This window comes from Burkholderia seminalis DSM 23518 (genome assembly GCF_902832885.1).
GTDB lineage: Bacteria > Pseudomonadota > Gammaproteobacteria > Burkholderiales > Burkholderiaceae > Burkholderia > Burkholderia seminalis.
The window spans coordinates 1-23,782 of record NZ_CADFDK010000029.1; the positions used below are offsets into that span (position 1 = coordinate 1).

At 61.1% G+C, this 23,782-nt stretch carries 15 protein-coding genes and 7 pseudogenes; 19 read left to right on the plus strand and 3 right to left on the minus strand.

Annotated elements, in window-relative coordinates:
* The 12 genes and pseudogenes from HWX00_RS37110 to HWX00_RS36110 form a co-directional block, all read left to right on the plus strand.
* Window positions 1-745, plus strand: a pseudogene (locus tag HWX00_RS37110) (type VI secretion system tip protein VgrG); the annotation flags it as partial.
* A gap of 5 nt (window positions 746-750) precedes the next feature.
* A complete protein-coding gene (locus HWX00_RS36060) occupies window positions 751-2,970 on the plus strand; it encodes a DUF2169 family type VI secretion system accessory protein (RefSeq protein ID WP_175029146.1) in 2,220 nt (739 codons plus the stop codon).
* Window positions 2,967-4,037 (plus strand): pentapeptide repeat-containing protein, encoded by a 1,071-nt coding sequence (locus HWX00_RS36065; protein ID WP_175029141.1) that lies wholly within the window; start codon window positions 2,967-2,969, stop codon window positions 4,035-4,037. Before HWX00_RS36060 ends, HWX00_RS36065 begins: the two co-directional genes overlap by 4 nt.
* A 2-nt stretch (window positions 4,038-4,039) precedes the next feature.
* The gene (locus HWX00_RS36070) at window positions 4,040-4,642 is read left to right on the plus strand and encodes a DUF3540 domain-containing protein (RefSeq protein ID WP_175029140.1); all 603 of its coding nucleotides are present in this window, start codon (window positions 4,040-4,042) and stop codon (window positions 4,640-4,642) included.
* A 29-nt stretch (window positions 4,643-4,671) separates the two neighbouring features.
* The gene (locus HWX00_RS36075; protein WP_175029139.1) at window positions 4,672-5,058 is read left to right on the plus strand and encodes a DUF4150 domain-containing protein; all 387 of its coding nucleotides are present in this window, start codon (window positions 4,672-4,674) and stop codon (window positions 5,056-5,058) included.
* Entirely contained in the window at window positions 5,058-5,615 is a 558-nt protein-coding gene (locus tag HWX00_RS36080) for a type VI secretion lipoprotein TssJ (RefSeq protein ID WP_175029138.1), read from the plus strand. Before HWX00_RS36075 ends, HWX00_RS36080 begins: the two co-directional genes overlap by 1 nt.
* Window positions 5,612-6,974: pseudogene (gene tssK / locus HWX00_RS36085) on the plus strand (type VI secretion system baseplate subunit TssK). The gene HWX00_RS36080 and the pseudogene tssK overlap by 4 nt, the downstream one beginning before the upstream one ends.
* 82 nt (window positions 6,975-7,056) lie before the next feature.
* Entirely contained in the window at window positions 7,057-8,619 is a 1,563-nt protein-coding gene (gene icmH / locus HWX00_RS36090; RefSeq protein WP_175029145.1) for a type IVB secretion system protein IcmH/DotU, read from the plus strand.
* On the plus strand, window positions 8,616-12,101 hold the full coding sequence (gene tssM, locus HWX00_RS36095) for a type VI secretion system membrane subunit TssM (RefSeq protein ID WP_175029137.1): 3,486 nt from the start codon (window positions 8,616-8,618) through the stop codon (window positions 12,099-12,101). The genes icmH and tssM overlap by 4 nt, the downstream gene beginning before the upstream one ends.
* Window positions 12,102-12,156: 55 nt before the next feature.
* On the plus strand, window positions 12,157-12,516 hold the full coding sequence (locus tag HWX00_RS36100) for a DUF6277 family protein (protein ID WP_175029136.1): 360 nt from the start codon (window positions 12,157-12,159) through the stop codon (window positions 12,514-12,516).
* A gap of 134 nt (window positions 12,517-12,650) precedes the next feature.
* A complete protein-coding gene (locus HWX00_RS36105) occupies window positions 12,651-12,905 on the plus strand; it encodes a hypothetical protein (protein WP_175029135.1) in 255 nt (84 codons plus the stop codon).
* Between the two features lie 80 nt (window positions 12,906-12,985).
* On the plus strand, window positions 12,986-13,357 hold the full coding sequence (locus tag HWX00_RS36110; RefSeq protein ID WP_226194350.1) for a hypothetical protein: 372 nt from the start codon (window positions 12,986-12,988) through the stop codon (window positions 13,355-13,357).
* A gap of 387 nt (window positions 13,358-13,744) precedes the next feature.
* On the opposite strand, the pseudogene HWX00_RS36115 reads toward HWX00_RS36110, so the two are convergent.
* Window positions 13,745-14,195, minus strand: a pseudogene (locus HWX00_RS36115) (transposase).
* A 331-nt stretch (window positions 14,196-14,526) separates the two neighbouring features.
* Between HWX00_RS36115 and HWX00_RS37115 the strand changes: the two are divergent.
* From HWX00_RS37115 to HWX00_RS36145, 6 genes and pseudogenes are all read left to right on the plus strand, one after another.
* A complete protein-coding gene (locus HWX00_RS37115; protein ID WP_244131215.1) occupies window positions 14,527-15,063 on the plus strand; it encodes a hypothetical protein in 537 nt (178 codons plus the stop codon).
* A gap of 28 nt (window positions 15,064-15,091) precedes the next feature.
* Complete coding sequence (locus tag HWX00_RS36120) at window positions 15,092-17,263, plus strand: galactose oxidase-like domain-containing protein (RefSeq protein ID WP_244131216.1); 2,172 nt, start codon at window positions 15,092-15,094, stop codon at window positions 17,261-17,263.
* On the plus strand, window positions 17,260-17,874 hold the full coding sequence (locus HWX00_RS36125; RefSeq protein WP_175029134.1) for an SCO family protein: 615 nt from the start codon (window positions 17,260-17,262) through the stop codon (window positions 17,872-17,874). Before HWX00_RS36120 ends, HWX00_RS36125 begins: the two co-directional genes overlap by 4 nt.
* A 196-nt stretch (window positions 17,875-18,070) precedes the next feature.
* Window positions 18,071-19,089: pseudogene (locus HWX00_RS36130) on the plus strand (IS30 family transposase).
* A gap of 1,084 nt (window positions 19,090-20,173) precedes the next feature.
* A complete protein-coding gene (locus HWX00_RS36140) occupies window positions 20,174-20,944 on the plus strand; it encodes a Crp/Fnr family transcriptional regulator (protein ID WP_175029132.1) in 771 nt (256 codons plus the stop codon).
* Window positions 20,941-22,353, plus strand: a complete 1,413-nt coding sequence (locus tag HWX00_RS36145) for an undecaprenyl-phosphate glucose phosphotransferase (protein ID WP_404823880.1) — start codon at window positions 20,941-20,943, stop codon at window positions 22,351-22,353. The genes HWX00_RS36140 and HWX00_RS36145 overlap by 4 nt, the downstream gene beginning before the upstream one ends.
* 132 nt (window positions 22,354-22,485) lie before the next feature.
* On the opposite strand, the pseudogene HWX00_RS36150 reads toward HWX00_RS36145, so the two are convergent.
* Window positions 22,486-22,887, minus strand: a pseudogene (locus HWX00_RS36150) (integrase core domain-containing protein); the annotation flags it as partial.
* Between the two features lie 48 nt (window positions 22,888-22,935).
* On the opposite strand from HWX00_RS36150, the pseudogene HWX00_RS36155 reads away from it, so the two are divergent.
* Window positions 22,936-23,556, plus strand: a pseudogene (locus HWX00_RS36155) (transposase); the annotation flags it as partial.
* A 15-nt stretch (window positions 23,557-23,571) separates the two neighbouring features.
* Here the strand turns inward: HWX00_RS36155 and HWX00_RS37525 are convergent.
* A pseudogene (locus tag HWX00_RS37525) lies at window positions 23,572-23,691 on the minus strand (integrase core domain-containing protein); the annotation flags it as partial.
* Window positions 23,692-23,782 lie beyond the last annotated feature (91 nt).

Consider the following 23,782-nt stretch of genomic DNA (forward strand, 5'->3'; position numbering starts at 1 on the left):
GGTTGGCCAGGACAAGAATGTTTCCGTCAAAGGCACGTCGACATCGGTGACCGGGATCTCGGTCAGCTACACGGGCATCTCGGTGTCGTACAAGGGCTTGTCGGTGGGCTTCACCGGGGTGTCGTCATCGTTCACCGGACTCAGCACGTCGTTTACCGGTGTCAGTACGGGTTTTACCGGCGTCTCGACGTCGTTTACGGGCGTCTCGACGGGTTTCACCGGAATCAGCACGTCGTTCACTGGTGTGGGTACCAGCTTCATGGGGGTATCCACGTCGTTCAAAGGGATGTCGACCAGCGTGACAGGAACGAGCAATTCGGTGACCGGCGTCTCGAACAGCATGACGGGTATCTCGTCGTCGCTGACGGATGTCAGTACGTCCGCGACGGGGCAGTCGCAGAGCATGACAGGCGTCTCGCTGTCATACACCGGCACATCGACGGGCATGACCGGCACGAGCACGTCGGTGACCGGCACGGCGACCAGCATCACCGGTACAAAACTCTCGAATACGGGAACGTCGACTGATATGACGAGCGTGTCGATCTCGGTAAAAGGGACTTCGACAAGTGTCACCGGAATGGACATGTCGAGCACCGGCAGCAAGTTATCCGGCACCGGATCAAGCGTCTCGATTACCGGCAGCAAGATCAATCAGAAAGGCTTCAGGTATGCGTATACCGGTGCTGACTATTCGGATACCGGGATCGATCTCAAGAAACTCGGCATGCAGATAAAAAGTTGATGTCAATACACCATATCAAGTCTCAGGCGACGCTCGTCTCGACGACACGCACCCAGATCGGTTCGCGGCCGATGCTTGGCATCAGCATGGGGGTCGGTTTCAGGCTCAGCGATCCCGCGGTACTCGTTCACGAGACCGCCGTATGGGAGGCGCTCAAGGAAGTCGCACAGTCGGTTCCGCTCGCCGAATTCGGCATGCCGAAGCGTCATGCCGAATGGTTGCTCGTCGGCCGGTCGGTGCATCGCGCTTCGGCCGGTTCGGTTGGTCGTCCCGTCGATTGGGCTACGTGGGTCGAACTGGATGGCGTTCGCAAAACCGTTTCATGTCGGGCACCGGTTGAAAGCAGCACGGAATCCGGTTTGCTGGCGCGGCTGTTGATCGATCCGTCACAAGCTGTGGCGGGCGGCGGCAATGAAAATCCATTCGGGATCAAGGCTGCCAGTGCGCCATTGCAGCGTGTGCGTGCGTTCGGCGTCGGCCCGGAACCGCTCGCGGCAATGGGTGCGCTCGCGACCGACTGGCCGGAGCGTCGCAAATGGATGCCTGACCGTTCAGGCTCGCTTGAAGCGCTCGAGCGGGACGGGACGCACATGGGTTGGCCGGCGAGAACGGACTTGCGCTGGTTTCAGCAAGCCGCCCCCGACCAGTGGTCGCACCGCGACTGCTGGTCATCCGGTGCTCGCTTCGAGCTTGGCGGATTCGGCGCGCAGGGTAACGGCTACGTCAACGCATTACCCCGTTTGTCGGCCGTTGCGCTAATGACACGCAAGAATCGGCCAGGCGTCGAGCAGTTGACACTCAAACAGCAGACCATCTGGTTCCTTCCCGACCGGGACATCGGGGTGATGTGGTGGAACGGCGCGGCTACGCTCGACTATATTCTCGACGCCGATCCCTCGATGCTGGTGACCGCATTGAAAGACGCGGAAGAGCGCATCGATGTCGACGCGCTGATAGCGTTTGCGGCGCGGCGCGTGGACCGCAACGATGCAGATCCTACGCACTTGTGCGATCACGTGCTGATGCCGGATGTCGGCAGGGGCTGGGCGTGGGAAGTGATTCTGAAGGCCGACGATCATCCTCGATTTTCACCGTCTCCTCGCAGTCGGGCAGAAATCGCCGCGCGGCTAGAACGGCAACGGCTGGATCTCGCGGCGGCATGGGAAGACTTCGAGCGACTTCGGGCGTTTCAAGAGAGTGCGCATCGATCGGCATTGCCGGTCGCGCCGTCGGATGGTCGCGAGTGGCGGCGGCATTTCAGCGCGGCTCGACGTGCGGAACTCAAACAGGCCATCGTCCGCGACGCGGATCTCACCGCACTGGAGTTCGTCGGGTGGCACTTCGAAGAGGTTCGGTTCGAACGCTGCAAGCTCGATCGCAGCGTATGGAGAAACTGTCAATTCATAAATTCCAGTATCGTCGATTGTTCGTATTCCGATGCAAAAATGGAAAATTGCGTCTGGCAAGGCGGTGCCTTCGTGCGCAGTCAGCTGCAGCGCCATTCGTGGAACGATGTGACGCTCGAGCGGCTCAATATCGAGGACAGCGGGCTGGATGATTTCGCCGCAGCGGGCGGGCGGTGGGCGCTGGTGTCCATCCACGGGGGCGGTGGCGTGCGCGGCAACTTGCGCGATGTGACCTGGGAAGGGGTGTTGTGGAATGGCGTTGAGGCGCGGCACTGGACGTGGGAACGCTTGGCGGGCGACGATCTGAGCCTTGTCGACTGCAAGATGGCGGATCTGGCGGTTCTGCAATGCTCGCTCGCGAAGCTGAGCATCCTGTCGAGCGACTTGTCCGGGAGCGTTTGGCAACGCAGCACGCTGTCGACGGCGGTGCTGTCGTACGGTGCGTCGATCGAGCGCGCTCGCATGAGCGATTGCGTGTTCAGGACCTCCAGTTTCCATGATCTTCGCGCGCACGGTCTCGTCGTCGAGCATTGCTCGTTTCTCCAGCTCAGTGCCCAGAATCTGCAAGCGGAGCAATCAAGCTGGACGTGCGCGTTGCTTGACGGCGCGAGCATGGCCCATGCGAATCTGATCGGTACGACGTTCGACCGATGCTCGCTGAGGGAGGCGACGCTGTATGGCGCGGACATGCGCGACACCCGGATGCAGGACTGCAACCTGATCCACGCTCGCACGTCGTGGGCGCATCTGCGGGAAGCCGATGAATGGCGCGGAAATCTGAATGCCGGCAGGCTGGATTTCCCGAGGAGGACGCAATGACGGCGCCTTTGCAGCCGGTGTTCGCGCCGGCACTTCCTCAGGTGATCAAGGGACGGCATTACACGACGTCTCATCGCGGGCTCGAATTGTCCGGCGCGATCTACGAAGACTGTCATTTCGATCACCTGACGTGGTCTGATTGCCGGCTTGCCGATTTGCGCTTCGTGAATTGCCGGTTCGATCAAAACCGCTTCGAATCCTGCCATTTCGGCAACCTGATCTTCGAAGGCTGCACTATTAACGCAGCGAGATGGTTCGACTGCGTCCTGGCGGGACTGTGCCTGATCGGCGGGGAAATCCGCGATTCAGCGTGGGCGAACTGCCTGGTCAAGGACACGAACTTCGCGAAGACGATCGGCTCGAACTGGCGCTTCGACATGGCTCGCACGACGCACGTGTCGGTCATCGAGAGCGAACTGACAAACGTCGCGCTGAACGGTGGCCAATGGTCGAACGCCTCCTGGATCAGTGCCCGGATGAGCGAAGCGAGTGTCCGGGGCGTGGAGCTGGCGAACTTCATTGTCGGCATGAGCGATTGCAGCAGATGGTCGGTCACGGAATGTTCAGGGAGCAACGTGCGCTGGCTCAATTCGAGGGTTGACGGGATGACGATACGTTCCTGCGAATTGAGACAGGCGGCATGGTCGAACTCCGCGTGGGAGCACGGGGAGATCAGCGCGAGTCAGTTGCCGATTGCGAGCTTCGACCGCGCTCGGGTGAGCCATCTGGCGGTGCGGAACGTCGAGCTGATGCAGGCCATTTTCGATCATGCAACGGTGGTCGACAGTGATCTGCGAGGGCTGCGTGCGCCGCGCATCGGGCTTCGCCACGCACAGCTGGTACGGGTGCAGCTGTCGGGTGCCGAGCTATCCGGGCTGGATGCACGCGGCGCCGTACTGGAAGACGTCGGCCTGAATGGCGCCGACTGTCGCAGCGGGCTGTTGATCGGTCAACCGAGGCGTGCGTGGCTTGCTTCGGATACCCGCGGGTCCCTTTTCGATGAAGCGGCGGACGAAGACGATCGTCTGTGGCGGCAACGCACCCAACCGGGTGCCAGAGGAGTCTGACAATGACGGTTTTGCAATCGAATCGCACCTCCGCGACGTCCACGTACGGCAGTGACGATGGATCGTCCGAACCGATGGCCATGCTGCTCAAGCGACCTGACGCGGCGATATCCGACGGACGCATGACGATGGGCCGCATCGGTGCGGCGGCGACGGACGGCGCCTGGTGGGTTGTCATGGAGTCCAATGACCCGGTGCTTGCTCATGTGGCGGTCAGCTGCGTCGTCAAGCCTCGGTGCGGCGATCTGGTGCAGCTCTATCGGGCGCCGGTCGGATGCTGGGTCCTGGCGATCCTCGAGCGCAGCGACGAGACGTCCGGTGTCGTGCTCGATTTTGGTCAGGGTAGCGTGCGGTTGCAGGCGCGCGACATCCATGTGCAGGCAAGTGACAGACTGAGTCTCGAGGCCGTCAATTTCGAAAGCCGGGCGAATGTGATCACGCAGGCGGCGGCGGAACGTCACGCGCATGTTGGCGGTACGGATGTCACGCATGCGGGAAACACCTTCATCCATACCGAGCGGCACATCGGACTGAATGCGAAAAGCGCAGCCTTGAAGTCGGAATCGCTGCTCAAGATCGACGCCGGTCAAATTCACATGGGTTGAATCCCGCTTCATGCAAGGAGGGGCTTTTTATGTACGGCGATTGTTCTGCGGCAGGGATGGCGATGGCCCCAGCGGATGTCTGTAAGACACCACCGCTCGCAATTCCGATTCCCTATCCGAATTGCGCGAACAAGCCGGAGGCGGTGCCGAATGTGACGAACATCGTGTATAGCGGCGGCTGTGTTCACAACGCCTTGACGATCATACCGATGACACACGCCGACGAACCGGGTTCGATGGGCGGTGTTGCCTCGGGCACCGTGGCCGCGCTTTCGATCAACGTGACGTTCTCGACGCTCGTCTTCATCCAGGGGGCGGGGCAGACGCGCTTGACGGATTCCAATGCGCCGAACAACCACAACACGATCGGCACGACCGTCGTGCCGTCGCAAACAATCGTATTGATACTCCGTTAATGAAGGTCATCACATCACTAGCTGCAGCCTTCGCGTTATGTGCGTTGTCCGGCTGTTCGCTGTTTTCGTCGAAGTCCGTCGAGCCGCGCCAACTGCACGTGACGCTGATCGGCGGCAGTCGCCTGAACGTCGGCGCGAGCGGCGAGCCGCGTCCGGTCCAGTCGTGCGTGTATATCGTGCGCTCTGCCGACTGGGTGCCGATGACGGGCGGCGATTCGTCGTGCTCGGGCCGGGACCAGGATGGCACGGTGGTGACCGCGTCGCGTCACGTGATCGCGCCAAATCAGGTCTTGCAATTCTGGGTCGACGTGCCGCGCAGCGGCGAGATCTGGCTCGTCACGGATGCCGATTACGCGCAGCGTCCTGCCCAATACGCGCCGCTGCGCGTGCGCATCGAGGGAGGCGGGGTGATCCATCTCGCGGTGTGGCTCGATCGCAGCGGCATCTACAACGCGTCGTTGCCGGGCCCTGTACCTCTCGTACTCGACGCGCCCGATGGTGCAACAGAAAAAAACGCCCGACGCCGCGGAGCGGACACAAGGAGAATCAGGCAATGAGTAGTTTGCCAGTCGGACCGGTCGCATGGAGCGACGGCATGCTGATCGAGACGCAGCATTTTCAGCAGCTGGAGCGCTATCTTTCCCACCAGGTTGCATCGCGGCTCGAGCAGACTGTGGATCACGGCTGGGGTTTCACGCAGTTGGACGTCGATCAGGACGGGCTGGGGCTCGGCAGGCTCGGGCTGCGGCATGCCCGTGGCGTGTTCCAGGACGGCACAGCGTTTTTGCTGCCGTCTTACGATCCATTGCCTGCGCCGCTCGAGACCGAGCATGCGCAGCCAGGCAATGTTGCTTACCTCGCGATCCAGGCCGCGCGCAGCGGCGGTCCCGAAATGGCGTTCGGTGACGCGGCGTCCGCGTCGCGCTACCGTGCCGCGGCCACCGATGTCCCTGACCTGGCCGTCGGCCTCGACGCGCCGGGCACGCCGCGCAACCTGACGATCGAGACCGGGCAACTGCTGACGCGTCTCTGCTGGAAAGCGCAACTGCGCTCGGACGAGGTCGCGTTGCCGATCGCGCGCGTGTTGGGGCGCAGCGGCAGCCGTGCGGTGCTGCTCGATTCGCGCTTCATTCCCCCCCCTGCTCGATACGCGGGCGAACGCGGTGTTGAATTCGCTGATCGACGAGCTGCAGAGCGCGCTGCGGGTGCGGCTCGCGCATACGTCCGGGCAACGGGTGTTATCGGCGGGCGGCGGCATCGCGGATCTGATCGAGCTACTGCTGCGGCAGGCAATCGCCGAGTACCGCATGCGACTCGCCCATCTTGACGCGTTCGATCCGCTGCCGCCCGCGATGCTGTATCGCGAACTGATCGGCTTGCTCGGACGCCTGAGCGTGCTACCCGGCGTCGACGACGAACTGGCCGACCGTCAGTTCGGCTATCGCCATGACGATCTGCAAGGCAGCTTCGAGCCGCTGGCGGCGACGTTGCGGCACGCGCTCGCGCGGGTGATCGAGACTCCGGTGCTGCCGCTGCGCTTCGAGGATCGCGGCGATCAGGTCTACATCTGCGTCGTCGACAAGCAATGGAACCTAAAGAAGCTCGTGTTCGCGGTGTCGGCCGCGATGCCGGCCGACAAGCTGCGCCAGTTGCTGCCCCAGCAAACCAAGCTCGGCGCCGTCGAGCAGATCCAGAAGCTGGTCGACCTGCAATTGCCGGGCGCGCGCCTGATTCCGTTGTCCAATCCGCCCCGCCAGATCCCCTTTTACGCCCAAAGCACGTACTTCGAGGTCGAATCGACCGATCCGTTCTGGACGCAGACGATGGCCGGCTCGGCGATGGCGCTGCGCATCGTCGGCGATTTCCCGGACCTGCGCTTCGAAGCCTGGGGATTGAGGGACGGCAAGGTGGCGTGATTCCTGACATGAAGGGCTATTGACTATGAACCTGCTTAGAAACATCTCATCAGCCATCCGGCACGCGTCGTCGACCTCCAACCTGCTCGACCGGGCAATGACGAACCAGGATCTGGCGACCCGGATGCCGACGCTGTCGTCACTGACCAATGCAGCGTCGTCCGCCGGTGCCGTCTCGGTAGGTGAAGTCTCGCCTCAGCCGGCGCCGCTGCAGGAGGCCGCGCCGGCCCAGGAGCATGCGGTGCTGCGATTCCCGGTGCCGGCCGGCGGCGGGCGTGCGCCGCACGACGGTGCCGACGCGTCGCCCGTGGTTTACACCCAGCAGGGCGACAAGGTCGCGATCCTGAAGGCGGGCCAGCAATCGGCGAGCTGGAGCAATCCGTTCGTGTCGCATGCGCTGCCCGCGGTGCTGCAGCTGCGGCGGCATCTCGCGGACGGGCCGCTCGACCAGTCAGCCGTGCGCACCCAGCTCGGCCTCGAAGTGAGGCTCTACCGGGAGCGGCTCGCGAGTTCGGGCTGCGCGTGGGATCACATCCGTGATGCGTCGTACCTGCTGTGCACGTACCTGGACGAGAACGTGAGCGATGCGGCCCGTGCCGCGTCGCAGTCGCTCTACGACGGTGAACGCAGCCTGCTGGTGGAGTTCCACGACGACGCGTGGGGCGGCGAGGACGCGTTCTCCGATCTCGGGCGCTGGATGAAGGCGGAAGATCCGCCCGTCGCGCTGCTGGCGTTCTACGAGCTGATCCTGTCGCTCGGCTGGCAGGGCCGCTATCGCGTGCTGGAGCGCGGCGACGTGCTGCTGCAGGACCTGCGCTCGCAACTGCATTCGCTGATCTGGCATCACGTGCCGCCGGAGCCGCTCGGCACCGGGCTCATCGCGCCGACGCGGCCGCGGCAGCGCTGGTGGACACCGGCGAAGGTGGGCGCGGCCGCGCTGGGCGCCGTGCTGCTGACCTACGGGATCGTCAGCGCGATGCTCGACTCGCAGGGGCGGCCGATACGCAACGCGCTTGTTGCGTGGACGCCGCCGATCCGGACGATCAACCTCGCCGAGACGTTGCCGCCGCCGCTGCCGCAGTTGCTGTCCGAAGGCTGGCTCACGGCTTACAAGCATCCGCAGGGATGGCTGCTCGTGTTCCGCAGCGACGGGGCATTCGACGTCGGCAAGGCTCAGGTGCGCGCCGATTTCGAACGCAACATCGAGCGGCTTGGCCTGGCGTTCGCGCCTTGGCCAGGCAACCTGGAGGTGATCGGCCACACCGACCGGCAGCCGATCCGCACGAACGAGTTCGCGAGCAATCAGGCGCTGTCGGAGGCACGGGCGCGTACGGTCGCCGACGAACTGCGCAAGACCGCGCTGCCGGGCGGCGCACAGGCGCCCGCCAATGCCGTGCAGCGGGACATCGAGTATTCGGGGCGCGGCGACACGCAGCCGATCGACCCGGCGCAGACGCCGGCCGCCTTTGAGCGAAACCGTCGGGTGGACGTGCTGTGGAAGGTGATTCCGGCGGGGGGCAAGCGCGCGGCGGATACCTCCGCCGCGCCGAACCGCGATGTCGCGGCGCAGCCTGCGATGCCGGACGGTGTGGAGATCGCGCCCAGCGGTCAATTGCCATATGCAACGGAGGGCAAGCAGCCATGATACGAACCAGTTTGCGGATCTTTGTCGCGCTCCTGGCCGCGCTCGTGATTTGGTGGGTGGGGCCCTTGTTCGCGCTGGGCATCTACCGTCCATTCGAGCCGGTTTGGGTGCGCGAGGTGCTGGTCGCGGCCGTGCTTGTCTGGGGGCTGTGGCCGGCGCTTGCGCGTCTCTGGTCGAGGCTCGCGATGAGCCCGCGCCGCGCGTCCGCGCTGCGACCGTCGGCCCGGGCCGACTTCGTCGACGAGCACCTGCGCGATCTCGACCGTCAACTGAAGGCGCGCTGGCTGCGCGAGCCGCGCAGCCGCTGGAAGCAACGGATGGGTGTGCTGCAGCGCCGGCATCGGACCGTGCTGCCGTGGTATCTCGTGCTCGGCGCGGAAGGTAGCGGCAAGACGAACCTGGTCGCGAAGGCTGTGAACGCGGCCGGCTCCGACATTGAGCGCACGCTTGCGGTCGAGCCGCTCAACAGTCGCGGTGACGACTTCAATTTCCGCATCGCTAGCGATGCCGTCTGGTTCGACATCGGCGGGCGCTGGAACCTGCGCGACGGTATCGACGATGCGGCACTCGATGCATGGAAGAAGCTGCTGCAGGGGTTGCGCCGACTGCGCGGCAACGCACCGGTCAGCGGCGTGGTGCTGTGCGTCGACAGCGCGTCGATGGTCGACTTGCCGCTGGAAGTTCGCAAGCGCCTCGCCGATACCGTGCATCGCAGGCTGGTCCAGATGCGCGAGGCGTTCGGACAACAGGTGCAGGTCTATCTTGCGCTGAATGGCATGGACCGGCTCGACGGAGCCATCTCGATGTTGTCGCTCGTCGATGCCAGCCGCTGGGCGAGCGGGGTGGGTTTCTGTCTGCCTGAGCAGGCGCGCGACGAGAGTGCGGCAGAGGCGGGCGCGAGGTGGCAGGGCGCATTGCAGGACCTGCAGCAGCGCGTCCAGCAGCAGGTACTGTTCTCCGCACCGGCGGCGACCGAGGTGGCAGCGAATTACGCGCAGTTGCGTTTCGTCGAGACGCTCAGCCAGTTGCACAAGGTGCTGCTGGTCTGGCTGCAGATCGCGATTGCGCCGGGCGAGCTGCATTCGGCCGCGCGACTGCGCGGCGTGTGGATGGGATCGATGGCCGAACTCGCGGTGGCCCAGCCCGGAGGCGCGCTACCGGGGCCGCCTGCGCAGACCCGGCCGCTCGGCGAACTGTGGACGCCGCTGTTCCGGCAAGTCGGGCTGGAGCGCGATTCGGTGCGGCCGAGCGGCGCGCTGTCCTGGCGCAGCCGGATCGGCCATGCGCTGCGCTGGACGGCGCTGCCGGTCGTCGCGATCCTGTCGCTGTTGTGGTTCGGCTGGGGTTATCTGGCGGAGCGCAATTATCTGGACGACGTATGGGCGCAGTTCAGCGAAGCGAAGCGGCTCGCGCAGGCCCAGGTGTCGTACGGCACCGACGGCGATTCGGCGCTGCTCGACGTCGCAAGCCAGATGCGTTACGCGCAGGCGCAGGCTGAAGACGCCGGGCGCGGGATGGCGACGCCGTACTTCGAACACGGCCTCGTCGCCGACGTGGCGCTCGACACGTATCACCGTCATCTGCAGAAGATGCTGATGCCGGAGCTGTACAACGAGGTCCGGCGCGTACTGGTCGCGCAGGCGGATGGCGCGCCCGGCGACGTGTACCAGACGCTCAAGGTCTACCTGATGCTGTGTCGGCCCGAGCGCCGTAACGCGACCGACGTCGAGCACTGGTTGAACAGCCGTTGGGACAGCTTGTCCGGCGGACAGTATAGCGACGACGACCGGAAAGCGCTGCTGGCCCACGTGCGCGCGCTGATGGCGATGCCGAAGTTGCCCGGCACGCCGGAGGACGCGAACCTAGTGCGTTCGGCGCGCGCGCGCGCCGCACAGATTCCGCTCGTGACGCGCGTGCTGGAGAACATCCATGCACAAGGATTGCCTGCGCAGGTCAACGACATCTCGCTGTCGCGCGCGGCCGGCTTCGAATCGGCGATGAGCCTGCGGTTGCGCAGCGGCGTCCCGACGACCGACATTTCGGTATCCGGATGGTTTACGCGGGCGGGCTACACCGACGTGTTCCTGCCGCGCCTCGAGAAGAGCGCGCGGGCGATGCTTCAGGAGGATGGCTGGGTGCTGCGCGACGAGTCGCTTCGCGGCAATAGCTTCCAGATCGACGGGCTGGTGCAGAAGCTGGCGGATTCCACCCGAGCGCAGTTCCTGCAGGACTACATCGCCGGTTGGCAGAACTTCCTCAACGACGTGACGGTGCGCAGCGTCACCGGCCTCGACGATGCTTCGCAACTGGCGGCGGCGATGATGGATTCCCAGTCGCCGCTCGCGAGCCTGCTGCGCTTCGCGGCGCGCGAGACGACCCTCACTGGCGCGAACGACGAAGGCAACATCGACAGCTGGATTGATCGCCAGAAATACCGTTTCGAGAAAGGACGGCGCCAAATCGTCGGCGAGCTGAGCGGCCAGCACTACCGCACGATGTTGTTGCCGGAGCACGTCGTCGAAGAGCATTTCCAGGCAGTCCGGCAATTGGCCGCGCAACTGAACAACCGCAGCGTGGCGTCGAGCAACCCGCTCACACGCCTGTTCGAGCCGCTGTACCGGCAGTTGGGGCTCGTCAACGGCGCATTGCAGGCTGGCCAGGTACTGCCCGCCCAATACGACGCATTCTCGAGACTCAAGGAAACCGCCGCGCGCCAGCCCGAACCGGTGCGAGGGATCATGCTCGACCTGATCAGCAACGGCAGCACGATGACGACTCGCGAGTCGGGCGCGCTGCTCAATCGTGGTGCGGCAGGCGCCACGTCGACGGTGTGCAGCACCGGATTTACGAGCCGCTATCCATTCCGCCGGGGCTCGCGGATCGATGCGGGCGTCGCGGATTTCGAGCGGTTGTTCAGCGCCCAAGGGCTCATGGCGTTGTACTTCCGCGATCATCTCGCAGCCTATGTCGATACGTCGAGCTCGCCGTGGAAGGCGCTGCGTTCGAACGGCGGGAATCTCGGGCTGGTGAGTCCGGGGGTGCTGTCCTCCTACGAGATGGCCGATCGCATCCGCGGCGCGATGCTCGATGAATCCGGGCGCTTGCGGGTGTCTACCGTGTTGCGCTTTATCGACATGGATTCACAGATATCGGAAGCGCAACTGATTATCGGCGAACAGACATTGCGCTATGCGCACGGGATGACTTCGCCGCAGCGAATCGACTGGAACGGGCAGAGCACCAAGCTTGCAATCCAACTCCAATTGAAATCGGTCGACGGTCGACTGAGTTCGCTCCAGTTCGACGGGCCATGGGCGCTGTTCCGCTTCTTCGATGCGGGGCAGGCGGCTGGTGGGACGGCGGACCGTCGCGAAAGGTTGTATCAGACGGGCATTGGAAAAGTCCGACTGGAGTGGCAGGCGCCGACGACGCCATCGCCGATCTGGTCAGGCATCCTTCAGTCGTTTAGGTGTCCGTCGTGATTAACATCGTGTATCACAATGCGCCAATCGGCGTTTACTTGAAAAGGAGAAGAAAATGATAGATCCGAACGAAATCCTGTCCGCGTGCAGCAACGCGCACGAATACGGGCAGAACGCAAGCAGCTCGATGGCACAGCCGTTCATGAGCTCGGTTCCGGACATGTCGGTGGCATCGTCGCAAAATGCGAGCAACCTGATCGGTAACGTTCAGCAGGTCGGAGGCAAGATGCTGGAACATATGTCGAACATCAAGGCATCGGTCGACAAGCAGGTAGCTGCGCATCAAGATGCGCAGCAGCGCCAGAAGACCTACGATTTCAACGTAAACATGAACGACCTGCGGCCCACCAGCGGGGTCGGCTTTCCGCAGGAAATGCCGTCTAATTTCTTCGCGCCCTTTAAGACGGGTAAATGAGGAACGCATATGCCGGCGGTGTCGCGACGCTCGTTTCGGCTGGACGGCGCATACCGTCCGGCCTTGTGTTCATCGAAACATATGAGCGTCCTGGAATTCGCTCGAAAGCCATTTCATACGACAGGAGCACGTTAATGAAGAAAGCATTTATTGGAGTCGTTGTTAGTCTGTTTTCGGTGAGTGTCTATGCTCAATTCGGTCAGCTGCTTCAATCGGTAAAGGATCAGGTGCAGAATACCGCTCAGATGCAAGTCAACCAGGGGGTGCATACGGCGACGGATAGGGTGGTACAGTCGGCACAAACCCAGACGCGCAAGATGGTCGACTCGGCGCGTTCGTCAAATGCCACCGCAACGACGAAGGCAGACCAAGACTCCAAGCCGCAATAATGCAAATCGTAGCCGGGCGGATTCGCGCCGTCCGGCCAGATAACTCCAGACCAAAATCTGGACTGAAGAGGAAAGCGGGGATGACGTTGTTTTCGATGGTATCAGTCATGATAGTGATTGTATCGACCGTGCTGATCCTGCTGATCTTTTCTCTATCGGGCGCGCTGCCCAGAATCGCGTCGACAGTACGAGCAGAGACAACAATCACGGACGGCTATCCGGGCGTTGCTCAGATTATCGATATATCTCAGATGGGGGTGATGCTCAACAACGTCCCGCTGATGCGTATGGTTGTGCGTATCAATGACAACGGCATTCTGAGGGTGGTCACGATCCAACAGTATGTAGATCTCGGCAATATGCCGCGTGCGGGAGAGCGAGTGAAGGTCGTTATCGACAGAGCCGATCCGAAACGGGTGAGGTACGTTGGAGTTATGTTCGATGCGTATTGATGGTGCTTTCGTCACGCTCGTTGCAATCCGGTCGTTTATTTGTGAATTCCGCATATCGTCGCCCCAGTCTGAACGTGATACGGGCTTGCATATTTGTGGTCAATCTGCCTCGAATTTATGCATTTCTCTGCGAACTTGCATGCTCGATGCGTGATGTGGTTGATGTCACCGATTCGTCTTGCGCTCCGCCTCACGACCGGAAATTCGTTTTTCGTCGAGAGATAGTAGGGGCGCTCGTACCTACTGTGCCACCGCTAAGGAATCGCTTATTAATAGTCGATCGTGCGAGTGGTCGGCGACGCCGGTGCGGAATAGTTGGATGCCGAAGCGAAGCACCGCCCATTCGGAGAAGTTTGAGCCCAGGATGCGCGTCATTTCCTGCATCTTTCACACGCATGACGGACTGCTCCCAGAATCGACCGCAGCCGGTTTCGCGCGATCACCAGGTTCGCAAAGGCGAACAGACTGGACAGTTGCGCCGTATTCTTGAGCAGCCCCTTGTAGCGCACCTTACGATGATGGAACAGGTTTGTGACGATATGAAATGGATGCTCGACCCGTGCGCGGATTTGCGCCTTGGTTCGCTCGAGTTCGATCACCAGATCCTCCAGCCTTTCGTCCGACAGGCTGTATCACTGCTGCAGAAAGTAGATTCGAAGCATTCGCTCCGGACCTATCGGTGAGCGGCCGCGCTCCCCCTTCGGGTAGACGGCTCGATCGCCGTCAGCAACCGCGACCACGGCACGCGCTGTTCCATCTCGTCAAGGAAACGCTGGCGCCTAGTCACGCGATTCTTGCCCGCGCTTTCCGCTTCCGCAAAGCTCATCCGCCGATTCATCGTAGTGAGTCGGTTCCGTGAACTGTCTTCTACAACGTCCTCGGCTGAGTCGTCGATGACCGCAGAGCCAGGTAAATCAGTGTTTCCTAAAGGTCACCCGGTATTCGAGCAAAACTCACCCTGATCGAAACCGAATTCGTTCGCCGCTCTGACGCTTGCAAACTGACTCGTCGAAAACGCTGGCGGCGAACTCATTGATCAACGTTTCCTTAATTTTTTTTGGGGAAGGTTAGTTTCATGACATAAGCCGGAAAAAGGATAGCCGCGAGATTCTGAAATTGCCTAAAACAGTTATCCTACGATCGACCTGATAAATGACCGTGAGTTACAGATGAATAAATTCTCCGAAGAGAAGGATCCGAACTCGATTTGCCTGAAGCGACGCCGCTTGCTGGCGTGGCTGCCGGTGCCGTTCGTCATCGCGGCGTGCGGCGGCGAGGATCCGGCTCGTCCGAGCGCCTTGAGGGCGATGGCACAACTCACGGGGCCGACCGGCACGACGTGGACTGGCGTCGGAAAAGGCGGGATCTTCATCCAATCGCCGTACAGCAGCAGCGGCGATTTCGAGCTTCTTGTGCCCGACAACTTCGGCATGCTGCATACGATGCGCCGGTTGAACGATCAGAATTTCAAATGGACGACGATCGTCAACGACGGCTCCGGAACGGCAAACATCCTGCGCGGAGCGGCGCAAACGTACAGCACGAATTACAACAATCTCGAGATGGTCGTTGTCGAGAAGGGGCGGATTCGCAGTTACTACCGCGGTGGGGACACGCCGCTTGAGGAAGGCTCGCCGATCACCGTATCGGCGCAAGGCTTCCCGGGGGGTCGTCCAGTCTCGAATCGGCGGACAGCTCAGGCTTGACCTCGTCGTTGGTCTCGAGAGCGGCGGAATGGCGCACTACTGCCGCACCGATAGCGGTGGTGACTATTCGTGGAAACTGTTGAGCCAGTTCGGCTCCGGGCAGGTGCTTGGCGTATCGCTGATTCAGGGAAACTATGCCGGCGCCGACGGCAACAAAGTGCTCGAGCTGGTGACATGGGTGGATGGCGGCCTCGAGCATTGGTATTGCCTCGGAGGCAGTTCATGGGCGAGAGGGGAGGTGATCGTTCCCTCGGGCGTGGGCGGCGCGCCTGCGCTGATTCAGAGCACGTATGGCACGCAGGGGAATTTCGAAGTGCTCGTTCCGCTGGCGGTCGGCGGGATCTCGCATTACGTCAGGTATAACGACAGCGCGAACCATCCATGGGCGTATGGCGCGACGTTCGGCACCGGCCGCTATGTCGCCGCCGGGCTGCTGCAGGCGCAGTTCGGCTCGGGCAATTTCGAAGCGGTTGGCCTGCGCGATACGGGCGATGTCGATACGTTCTATCGGCCGGGCATGGGGCCCTGGGTCGCCGGCTATGCGCAGTCCCCGATCAGCTATGGAAAGCCTGAGCTGATGGGCCGCTCCGATGGGGCGTTCGACACGGGGGCGGTCGGCATCCATTCGGTGCTGCTGAAGAACGGCAAGGTGCTGGTGTACGGCTTCGTGCAGGACGGCGTTGGCCGTCTGACCGAGCCGGCGAGCCTCGTCGACCCGGTCACCGGAACCGTCGAGCCCATTCCGACGTTCCGGGATAATTTCTGCTCCGGGCATACAATCCTCGCGGACGGCAAGGTGCTGATCGTCGGCGGCCATGTCGGCGATTATCTGAAGGACGTCGTGCTCTACGATCCCGATACGAACGTGGCCGAGAAGGTGGCCACGTTGTCGGACGCGCGGTGGTATCCGTCGGTGGCTATGCTGCCTGACGGGCGGGCCGCGATCATCGGCGGCTCGCTGGTCAATACCTGGAGCATGTCGATCAACAACACGTGGCAGTTGTATGATCAGCAAAGCGGGCTCGGGTCGTCCACGAGTATGCCGGCGCCTTACTCGCCGTACTTCCCTTCGGATCTGAAGGCGATGGATCTGTATCCCTTCACGTTTGGGCTGCCGAATGGGTCGCTGTTCCTGCACGTGAGAAATACGTCGAGGTTCTTCGACGTCAATACCAACACGTGGTCGCCGACGATATACAAGACGGTTTCGGACAACAGCCGCTCCTACCCGTTCATGGGCGGCATCGCCGTCCTTCCGTTGAGCCCGGCGGACAATTATCGCGTGCGGATCGTCGTCGCGGGTGGCAGCGACAAATCGGCGAATATCAGCCCGAGCAACTTTTCGACGTTCGACACGCGCACGGGCGCGATGAGCGCCTGCGAGATGCTGGACCTCGGCGACGCGTCGCCCGCGTGGAAGAGCATCGCGCCGATCAACTACCCGCGCATGGCCGGCAACCTGGTCACATTGCCGGACGGCACCCTGTTCCTCGTCGGGGGCAACCATCTCGGCAAGGCCGACGTCGGCAGAGGCCCGACCTATCCTGCGGAGCTGTACGACCCGAAGACGAACACGTGGACGGTGCTCGCTTCGACGCGGGTCGCGCGCGGCTATCACGGCTCCGCGTTGCTGCTGCCGGACGGCCGCGTGGCGATCACCGGCAAGGACAACAGCTACCAGGGCGCGGGCCTCCGATATGCGGAGACGCGCATGGAGATATATTCGCCGCCGTATCTGTTCAAGGGGCCGCGGCCCGTCATAGCCTCCGCGCCGCCTGCGATTCAGTACGGCAAGCCATTCCAGGTTCCGCTGTCGGCTAGCAGCGCGTCGGTGGGCGTCGGCAAAATCGTGATCGTCAGATGCGGTTCCGCAACGCACCAGATCGATTTCTCGCATCGCGTCGTCGAGCTCGTGTTTACCGTCTCGGGTACGACCGTGCTCGTTCAGGGCCCGCCGAACGCGAACATCGCGCCGCCGGGACCTTACATGCTGTTCGTCATGAGCAGCGCGGGCGTGCCGAGCATGGCGGCGATCGTACCGGTTTCTGCGTCCGGCGTTGTCAATGCCGCGACGGTGGCCGCGCAGCAGCCGTCGCGGCCGTCGCAGCTCGCGAGCATCGAGGTCGCGGAAGATGCGCCGCGATGCGCGCCCGTGAAGGTTGCGGACGCGTCGAGCGCCAGCGGAAGGGAGCAGACATGACGCGGGATCGCAGACGCGGCAGGATGGCGATGCTCCGTGTGATCGGTTTGCTCGCGGGCTTGATCCTGTTCAGCACAAACGGATACGGCGACACCGGCTTTTATGGCACGGCGCTCGACAAGGCATCGGGCGATATCGCGTTCAGGATGACGGATCTGGATGGAAAAATACGAACGCCCGCCGACTTCAAAGGCAAAGTCGTTTTACTGTTCTTCGGATTTCTTCGATGTCCGGACGCTTGTCCGGATATGGCTTACAAGCTCAGTCGCGCGAAGGCGTCGCTGGGTGCGGATCAGCGCAGGGTGCAGATTGCTTTTGCGACATTGGACCCGGATCACGATTCGCCGGAAGCGATCAGGAGCTGGTTGAAACTGTTCGATGAGTCGAGCGTCGGATTTCGGGGCACCGACGAAGAGGTTCGCAGGGAAACCGGAAAACTGAGGCTGTACTTCAGACGCGTCGCATTGAAGGAGGCGGGCTCGTATACGGTCGAACACGGCTCGCAGGCTTATGTATATGACCCGAAGGGGCGGCTTCGGCTGCTGATCAGGCCGGAGGTCGCGCCGAGCGGGATCGCGTCCGATATCCGCGTCTTTCTGCATGAACGATGATCGCCCGCATCGAAGACGTGCGCTTCGCGACATTCGGCCGATCGATTTCTGAAGGGCTGGCGTAAGAGGAGAGGTGGTAATGGCCTATCCCTGCGTTTGAATAATGCGGATTGGTTCCAGAAGCTTCTCGTCCGAATGGGGCAAGGCGGCCTCAAATCTGAAGTGCAACACATTTGCAATCCGGTAATGTCCAAGAATGGCAACGAGAACGTATCAACAACTACAACCTGAAGAACGTATGCGATCGATTTCTGGCGAGACGAAGGCTTGATCGTGCAAGCGATCGCCCGCAAGCTCAACCGCTCGCCGTCGACCGTGAGCCGGGAGCTTGCACGCAACACGCAGTCCAACGGACTGTGCTGCCCGAGTGTCGCCGAAGTGTCCCGCAACACTCGGCGGCAAGCCGCTCGGTCGATGCAGAAGTTCGCCCCCGACTCGGTTCTCCGGGAAGTCGTGTGTCAGCTTCTGCGCGAGCGCCAGTGGTCGCCGCACGAGATCGCGGCTACCCTGAAAGGCACCTTTCCCGACGATCCGAGCCTGAACGTGTTTCACGAAACGATTTTCTACGCCATCTATGCTCAGCCTCGCGGCGAGTTGCGCCGCGAACTGATTGCCCGTCTGCGCCAACACCGCACCAAACGCCTGCCGCGATCGCGCGGCACTGATCTGCGTAGCGCGATTCCCGACATGATCAGTATCCATGTGCGGCCGCCAGAGATTGACGATCGTCAGATGCCCGGCCACCGGGAGGGCGACCTCATTAAGGGGGGCGGACACCAAGCCGTCGGTGGCCGTGCTCGTCGAACGCATGAGTTGCGCCATGCTGCTGACCAAGATGCCCGATGCGACAGCCGGGTCAGCTCTGTCCGCCTTCACGACCAAGTTGCAATCGCTCGTCGAACCATTGCGCCAGACGCTGACCCACGATCAGGGGCGCGTGACTGCTTGGCATGCCAAACTGAGTGCAGCGACCAACGTGCGTATCTATTTCTGCGACCCGCATAGCCCTTGGCAGCGCGGTACGTGCGAAAACACCAACGGCCTGCTGCGCCAGTACCCGCCCAAGGGCTTGGATCTGTCCGTCTACAAGACGACCTCGATTCAATTGCGGACAACCTCAACACATGACCGCGTGCCACACTGAACTGGCACACGCCTTTGCAAATCCTTGCTCTGGTCCTGGCTAACCCCGCGGATAGCGTTCCTGTTCAGTAACCCGCTAGGTGTTGCACTTCGCCTTTGAAACCGCCCAACGTCGTTGCTTTGTCGGATTGTGTTTGGAGTGTGTTGCCGGATCGAGGTAATAACGATTTCGAAGTCGATGAGTGACGAGTGATTGGGGTAGACATGAATTTATGGCAAAGCTGAACAAATTGAGGAGGGAGATCGATATTGCTCGGGGAAGCTTGCAGTCCGACGCATTTATCAAGGTTTATTTGAGATTCTCGAGGAAAGTGGTGCGAGTGTGGCGAAAATATCCAATCAGTCATCAAATGAGCGCCCATCGGTTCGAAAGGCTAAGCCAAAATGCTACAACCCGGAAACTGAGGCCGCATGGTGTGGACGCGGCCGACAGCGACTGGCCGCTGTGGTTGGTTGGCGGCGACCTAGCGCACTTCTGCATACAAATCCAGGGCGAGAATTCGGACCTGACAGACGTGAATCAGTATAAAAACATTAGAATAATGAAAATATAATTGAGTGATTTCTGTATAAAAATGATTTGTCCACCGATTTTGTCGTCTCCGGATGGCTGTGTAGGAATTTATGTTCATGCTGAAGACGGAGAGTCTGCATGCCGGAAACTGGAGATCCTTTCTAGTTGTATGCCGGAGAGCCTGCTCCAGGCTGTCAATGACGTACTGATTAATTCGCGAGATGAATTGACAGCTGTCGGGGTGAGTGAAGATTACGATTTCCGTATATTCGTAGTGTCTAGCCGCGATAGGAAAGTCACCCAATGGGTCGAAACCTCGATTTTTCTCAGCGTTTATCGTGAGCTGATTGGGAAATGGATGTCACTTCATGTTGCTCGGACTATGTCGTCGGTGACTGGAGTGGTGCGATGGTTGTTCGGTTAAAGTATGTGAGATTTTATCGGTCTGAAATGTGTGGGGGAATTATTTGGGTGCTTCGATCTGGTCTGTCAGCGGATGGTGATAATCCGAGTTTGAGTGGCATTTGATTGCCGTCAAATCATAAAAAATAATATTTTGTTGTTAGCGTAAATTTCTTTTTATCGTAAATTAAAGTAATTTATTAAATACATTCGTAGTGGCTGGGGGTGTGAATATAAATCATGTATCTCAATCAATCGAGTCTCACCACAAACGCAATCCTCGGCGCGCTGCCCGAGGACAGTAGAGATGCCATCATGCCGCATCTCGAGTTAGTCAAAATCGGAAGCAGCCCGCTCGCCTGCGTTGGCGAGCCGTCACGCCATCTGTATTTCCCGACGACGGCGGTGATGTCGGTGCTGCGTATGATGGACGACGGGGCGATGATTGAGGTCGCATCAGTCGGCCGTGAAGGTGTCCTCGGATGGTCGATACTGGGCGGTAGCGATGCGATCTCGACGCGTTTCAATACGCGCGTCGGTGGAGTGGCTTACCGCTTGCCGATTACCGTGATGCAGGCGGAATCCGAGCGATCGCTGGAAACTTACCGGTTGTTGCTCAACTATTGCCAGGCGATGATGGCCCAGATCTCACGCAGTGCACTCTGCAATCGCCATCATTCAGTCAGCGAGCAGTTGAGCCGCTGGTTGCTGCTCACTCACGATCGCATCGACGGAGACGAACTGGTTGTCACGCACCAGAACGTGGCAAACACACTAGGTGTCAGGCGCGAAGGCGTGACTCAGGCGATGGGTACTCTTCAGGAAACGGGGGTGATCCGACAGTCCCGGGGGTGCATCACGGTGCTCGACCGCGACGGCCTCGAGCATTGTGCGTGTGAGTGCTACGACCTGATTTGCGGCGAATACAGCCACATGCTTGGTATGCAGCCGGGCCGCAGTGCGATGCCGCGCCTGTGGGCGCCGCAAACGTTTTCGGCCTACGGTGCATGATGATGCTCTCGAAAATGAAGAGGGCAGGCGGGATTGGGCTGGTTGCGGTGAAGATCGGCGATGCGATACTGATTCTGGCCGGCACCCTGGCGGCACAGACACTGTCCGGGCTCACGTGGAGCGAGCTGTCGGACACGCAGCGCGGTGCGATTGCGTTGCATTGTGCGTTCACGATGCTGCTGCTGCCGGGACAGGTGCGATCGGACGCAGCAACCGGCGGCGGCTTGCGCGTACTGTCGAGGACGGCATTTGCGCTTGCGTGTGCGAGTGCGCTGACAGTGGTGAGCATAATGGGCGTCATAAGCCGGGGTTCCATGATGTCGACGCACTGGCTCGTCCAAACCGTACTCGTGGCCGATGCGGTACTGCTGCTTGGCAGGACGGTTGCGCTTTCGGTTGCTCTGGGGCGGGGGGATGCGCGCAGGCGGCAGCGCCGTGTCGCAATTGTCGGTGCGACTGCATATGGTCGCGCGGCGCTTGACCGGCTCCAGTTGGCGACGGAGGGGACCTTCGTACCCGTATGCGTGTTCGACAACGAAGCCGCACAACGGGGTGGGGACTTCGGTGGTGTGCCGGTGATCGGTGAGTGGAGTGAACTGATGCGCAGAATCCGCGATCGTACGATCAACGAGGTTTGGGTGACACTACCGATGTCACACGAACGGCGGATCCGGCGCATCGTGTGCGCGCTGCGCGGCGAGTTTGTCGAGGTGCGCTTCCTGCCGGATCTGCGCGGTATGGTCTTTGGCGAGCAGACTTCGACCGACATACTTGGCATGCCCGCAATCAATCTTACGACCACGCCGAACTCGTCGCACAAGCTATGGACGAAATTCGCGTTCGATCGGTTGTTCGCGATTGCCGTGCTGCTTCCGCTACTGCCATTGCTTGCTATGCTGGCGGTCGCGGTCAAGCTATCGTCGCCTGGCCCCGTGCTGTTTCGTCAGCGCCGCAAGGGCGTCGACGGTTGCGAGTTCGAAATTCTGAAGTTCAGGACGATGCGCGTGCATCGCGCGCAGCCGGGCGTCGTGCAGCAGGCGTCGCGTAATGATTCACGCATCACTGCGGTTGGCGCGTTCTTACGTCGCACGTCGCTCGATGAGTTGCCGCAATTCTTCAACGTCCTGTTCGGGCAGATGTCCGTGGTTGGCCCGCGTCCGCACGCGATCGAGCACGACGATTTTTACCGACAGATGATCGACAGCTACATGTACCGCTATCGAGTGCGGCCGGGCATCACGGGTTGGGCGCAAGTGAACGGCTATCGTGGCGAGACGCGTAAGGTCGAGGCAATGGCTGCACGCGTGAAGTTCGATCTCTTTTATATGCAGAACTGGAGCTTTGGGTTCGACATGAAGATCATTCTGCTGACGATTGTGCGCGGCTTCATCGGTCGCAATGCGTTCTGACGTGAGAGGTGGCCTCGTTCGTTCGGACAGTTTGCTGAGATTTTTAAGTGAGCATGAACCGCTTGGATTTCTTGGACAGTGCCGCGCGTTAGTTTTCGGTCTTTTGAGCCGCTTGAGTTTTTCGAGCCAGATCTAGAACGAGTTTTCCGGCGTTTCGGGTTCAGTAGGACCCGATGAAGGCACCAGCTGACGGGCGAATTCGGCTGGCGCCAACTCTTTGAGAGCCGAGTAAGGACGGCTCTCGTTGTAATCCCGGCGCCATGCCTCGATCTCACGTTTGGCTTCCGCCAACGATTCGAACCAGTGCAGGTTCAGGCATTCGTCTCTGAACGAACCGTTGAATGTCTCGATGAAGCTGTTGTCGGTGGGCTCGCCTGGCCGGCTGAAGTCGATCTTTGCGCGGTAGTGGTACGTCCACATGTCGAGCAGGCGCCCGGAAAATTCGCTGCCGTTATCGGCAGACAGGAACCTCGGTGCGCGGCGCTGAGTCACCAAACGATTCAGCGCTGACACGACGCCTGGTAGGTTCAATCGATCGTTGCAACACCTTCCTATTAATATCGAATGAGGGAGGGTTGACGAATGGCACAAATGGGCCGGCCGGGGTTGTCGCCAGAAGGCAAGTCCGAGGTTTGGCGGCGGTGGCGGGCAGGTGAATCGTTTCTTGGCATCGGGAAGGCGCTAGGCAAGCCTGCAGGCTCGATCTACGGCGTGATCCGACTATGCGGAGGGTACACCCCTGCTGCTCGTAAGCGGTCGTTGCGGGCATTAACCTTGAGTGAACGTGAAGAGATCTCGCGTGGCGTCTCGGCTGGACTTTCAATTCGAGCGATTGCCCGCCAGTTGAACCGCGCGCCTTCCACGATTTCCCGTGAGATTGCGCGTAACGGCGGAACGGGCCACTATCGAGCTCTGGAAGCGGATGAGCGAGCCTTGCAGGCTGCTCTGCGACCCAAACGCTGCCTTCTGGAGCAGAACCGGCGCTTGCGCTATGCGGTCGAGCGTAAGCTTTGCCGCGAATGGTCTCCAGAGCAAGTGAGCGGTTGGCTTAAGAACCGATATGCCGATGACGAGGCGATGCGCGTGTCTCACGAGACGATATATCGCAGCCTGTTTGTGCAAGCGCGCGGCGTTCTGAAGAAGGAACTGCAGTATCACTTGCGGACCCAGCGGAAGATGCGTCACTCACGCTCGTCCAGCACTGACCTGCCCCCGGTTTTAGTCCGAACTGCAGTTAGAGTCCGAGGTTAAAAACTGCTGCTTCGTGTCGTGCGCCCGGGCGAACTGCGCAGGCGTCATATAGCCGAGCGAACTATGAGGCCGCTCGGTGTTGTACTGAGCCTATCCGAACTTTTGTGTGCGAGGCATAAACTGACGGCCAAGGAGCCACGTTATGCCACGCAAACGTAAGGAAGAAGCGACAGTAGAA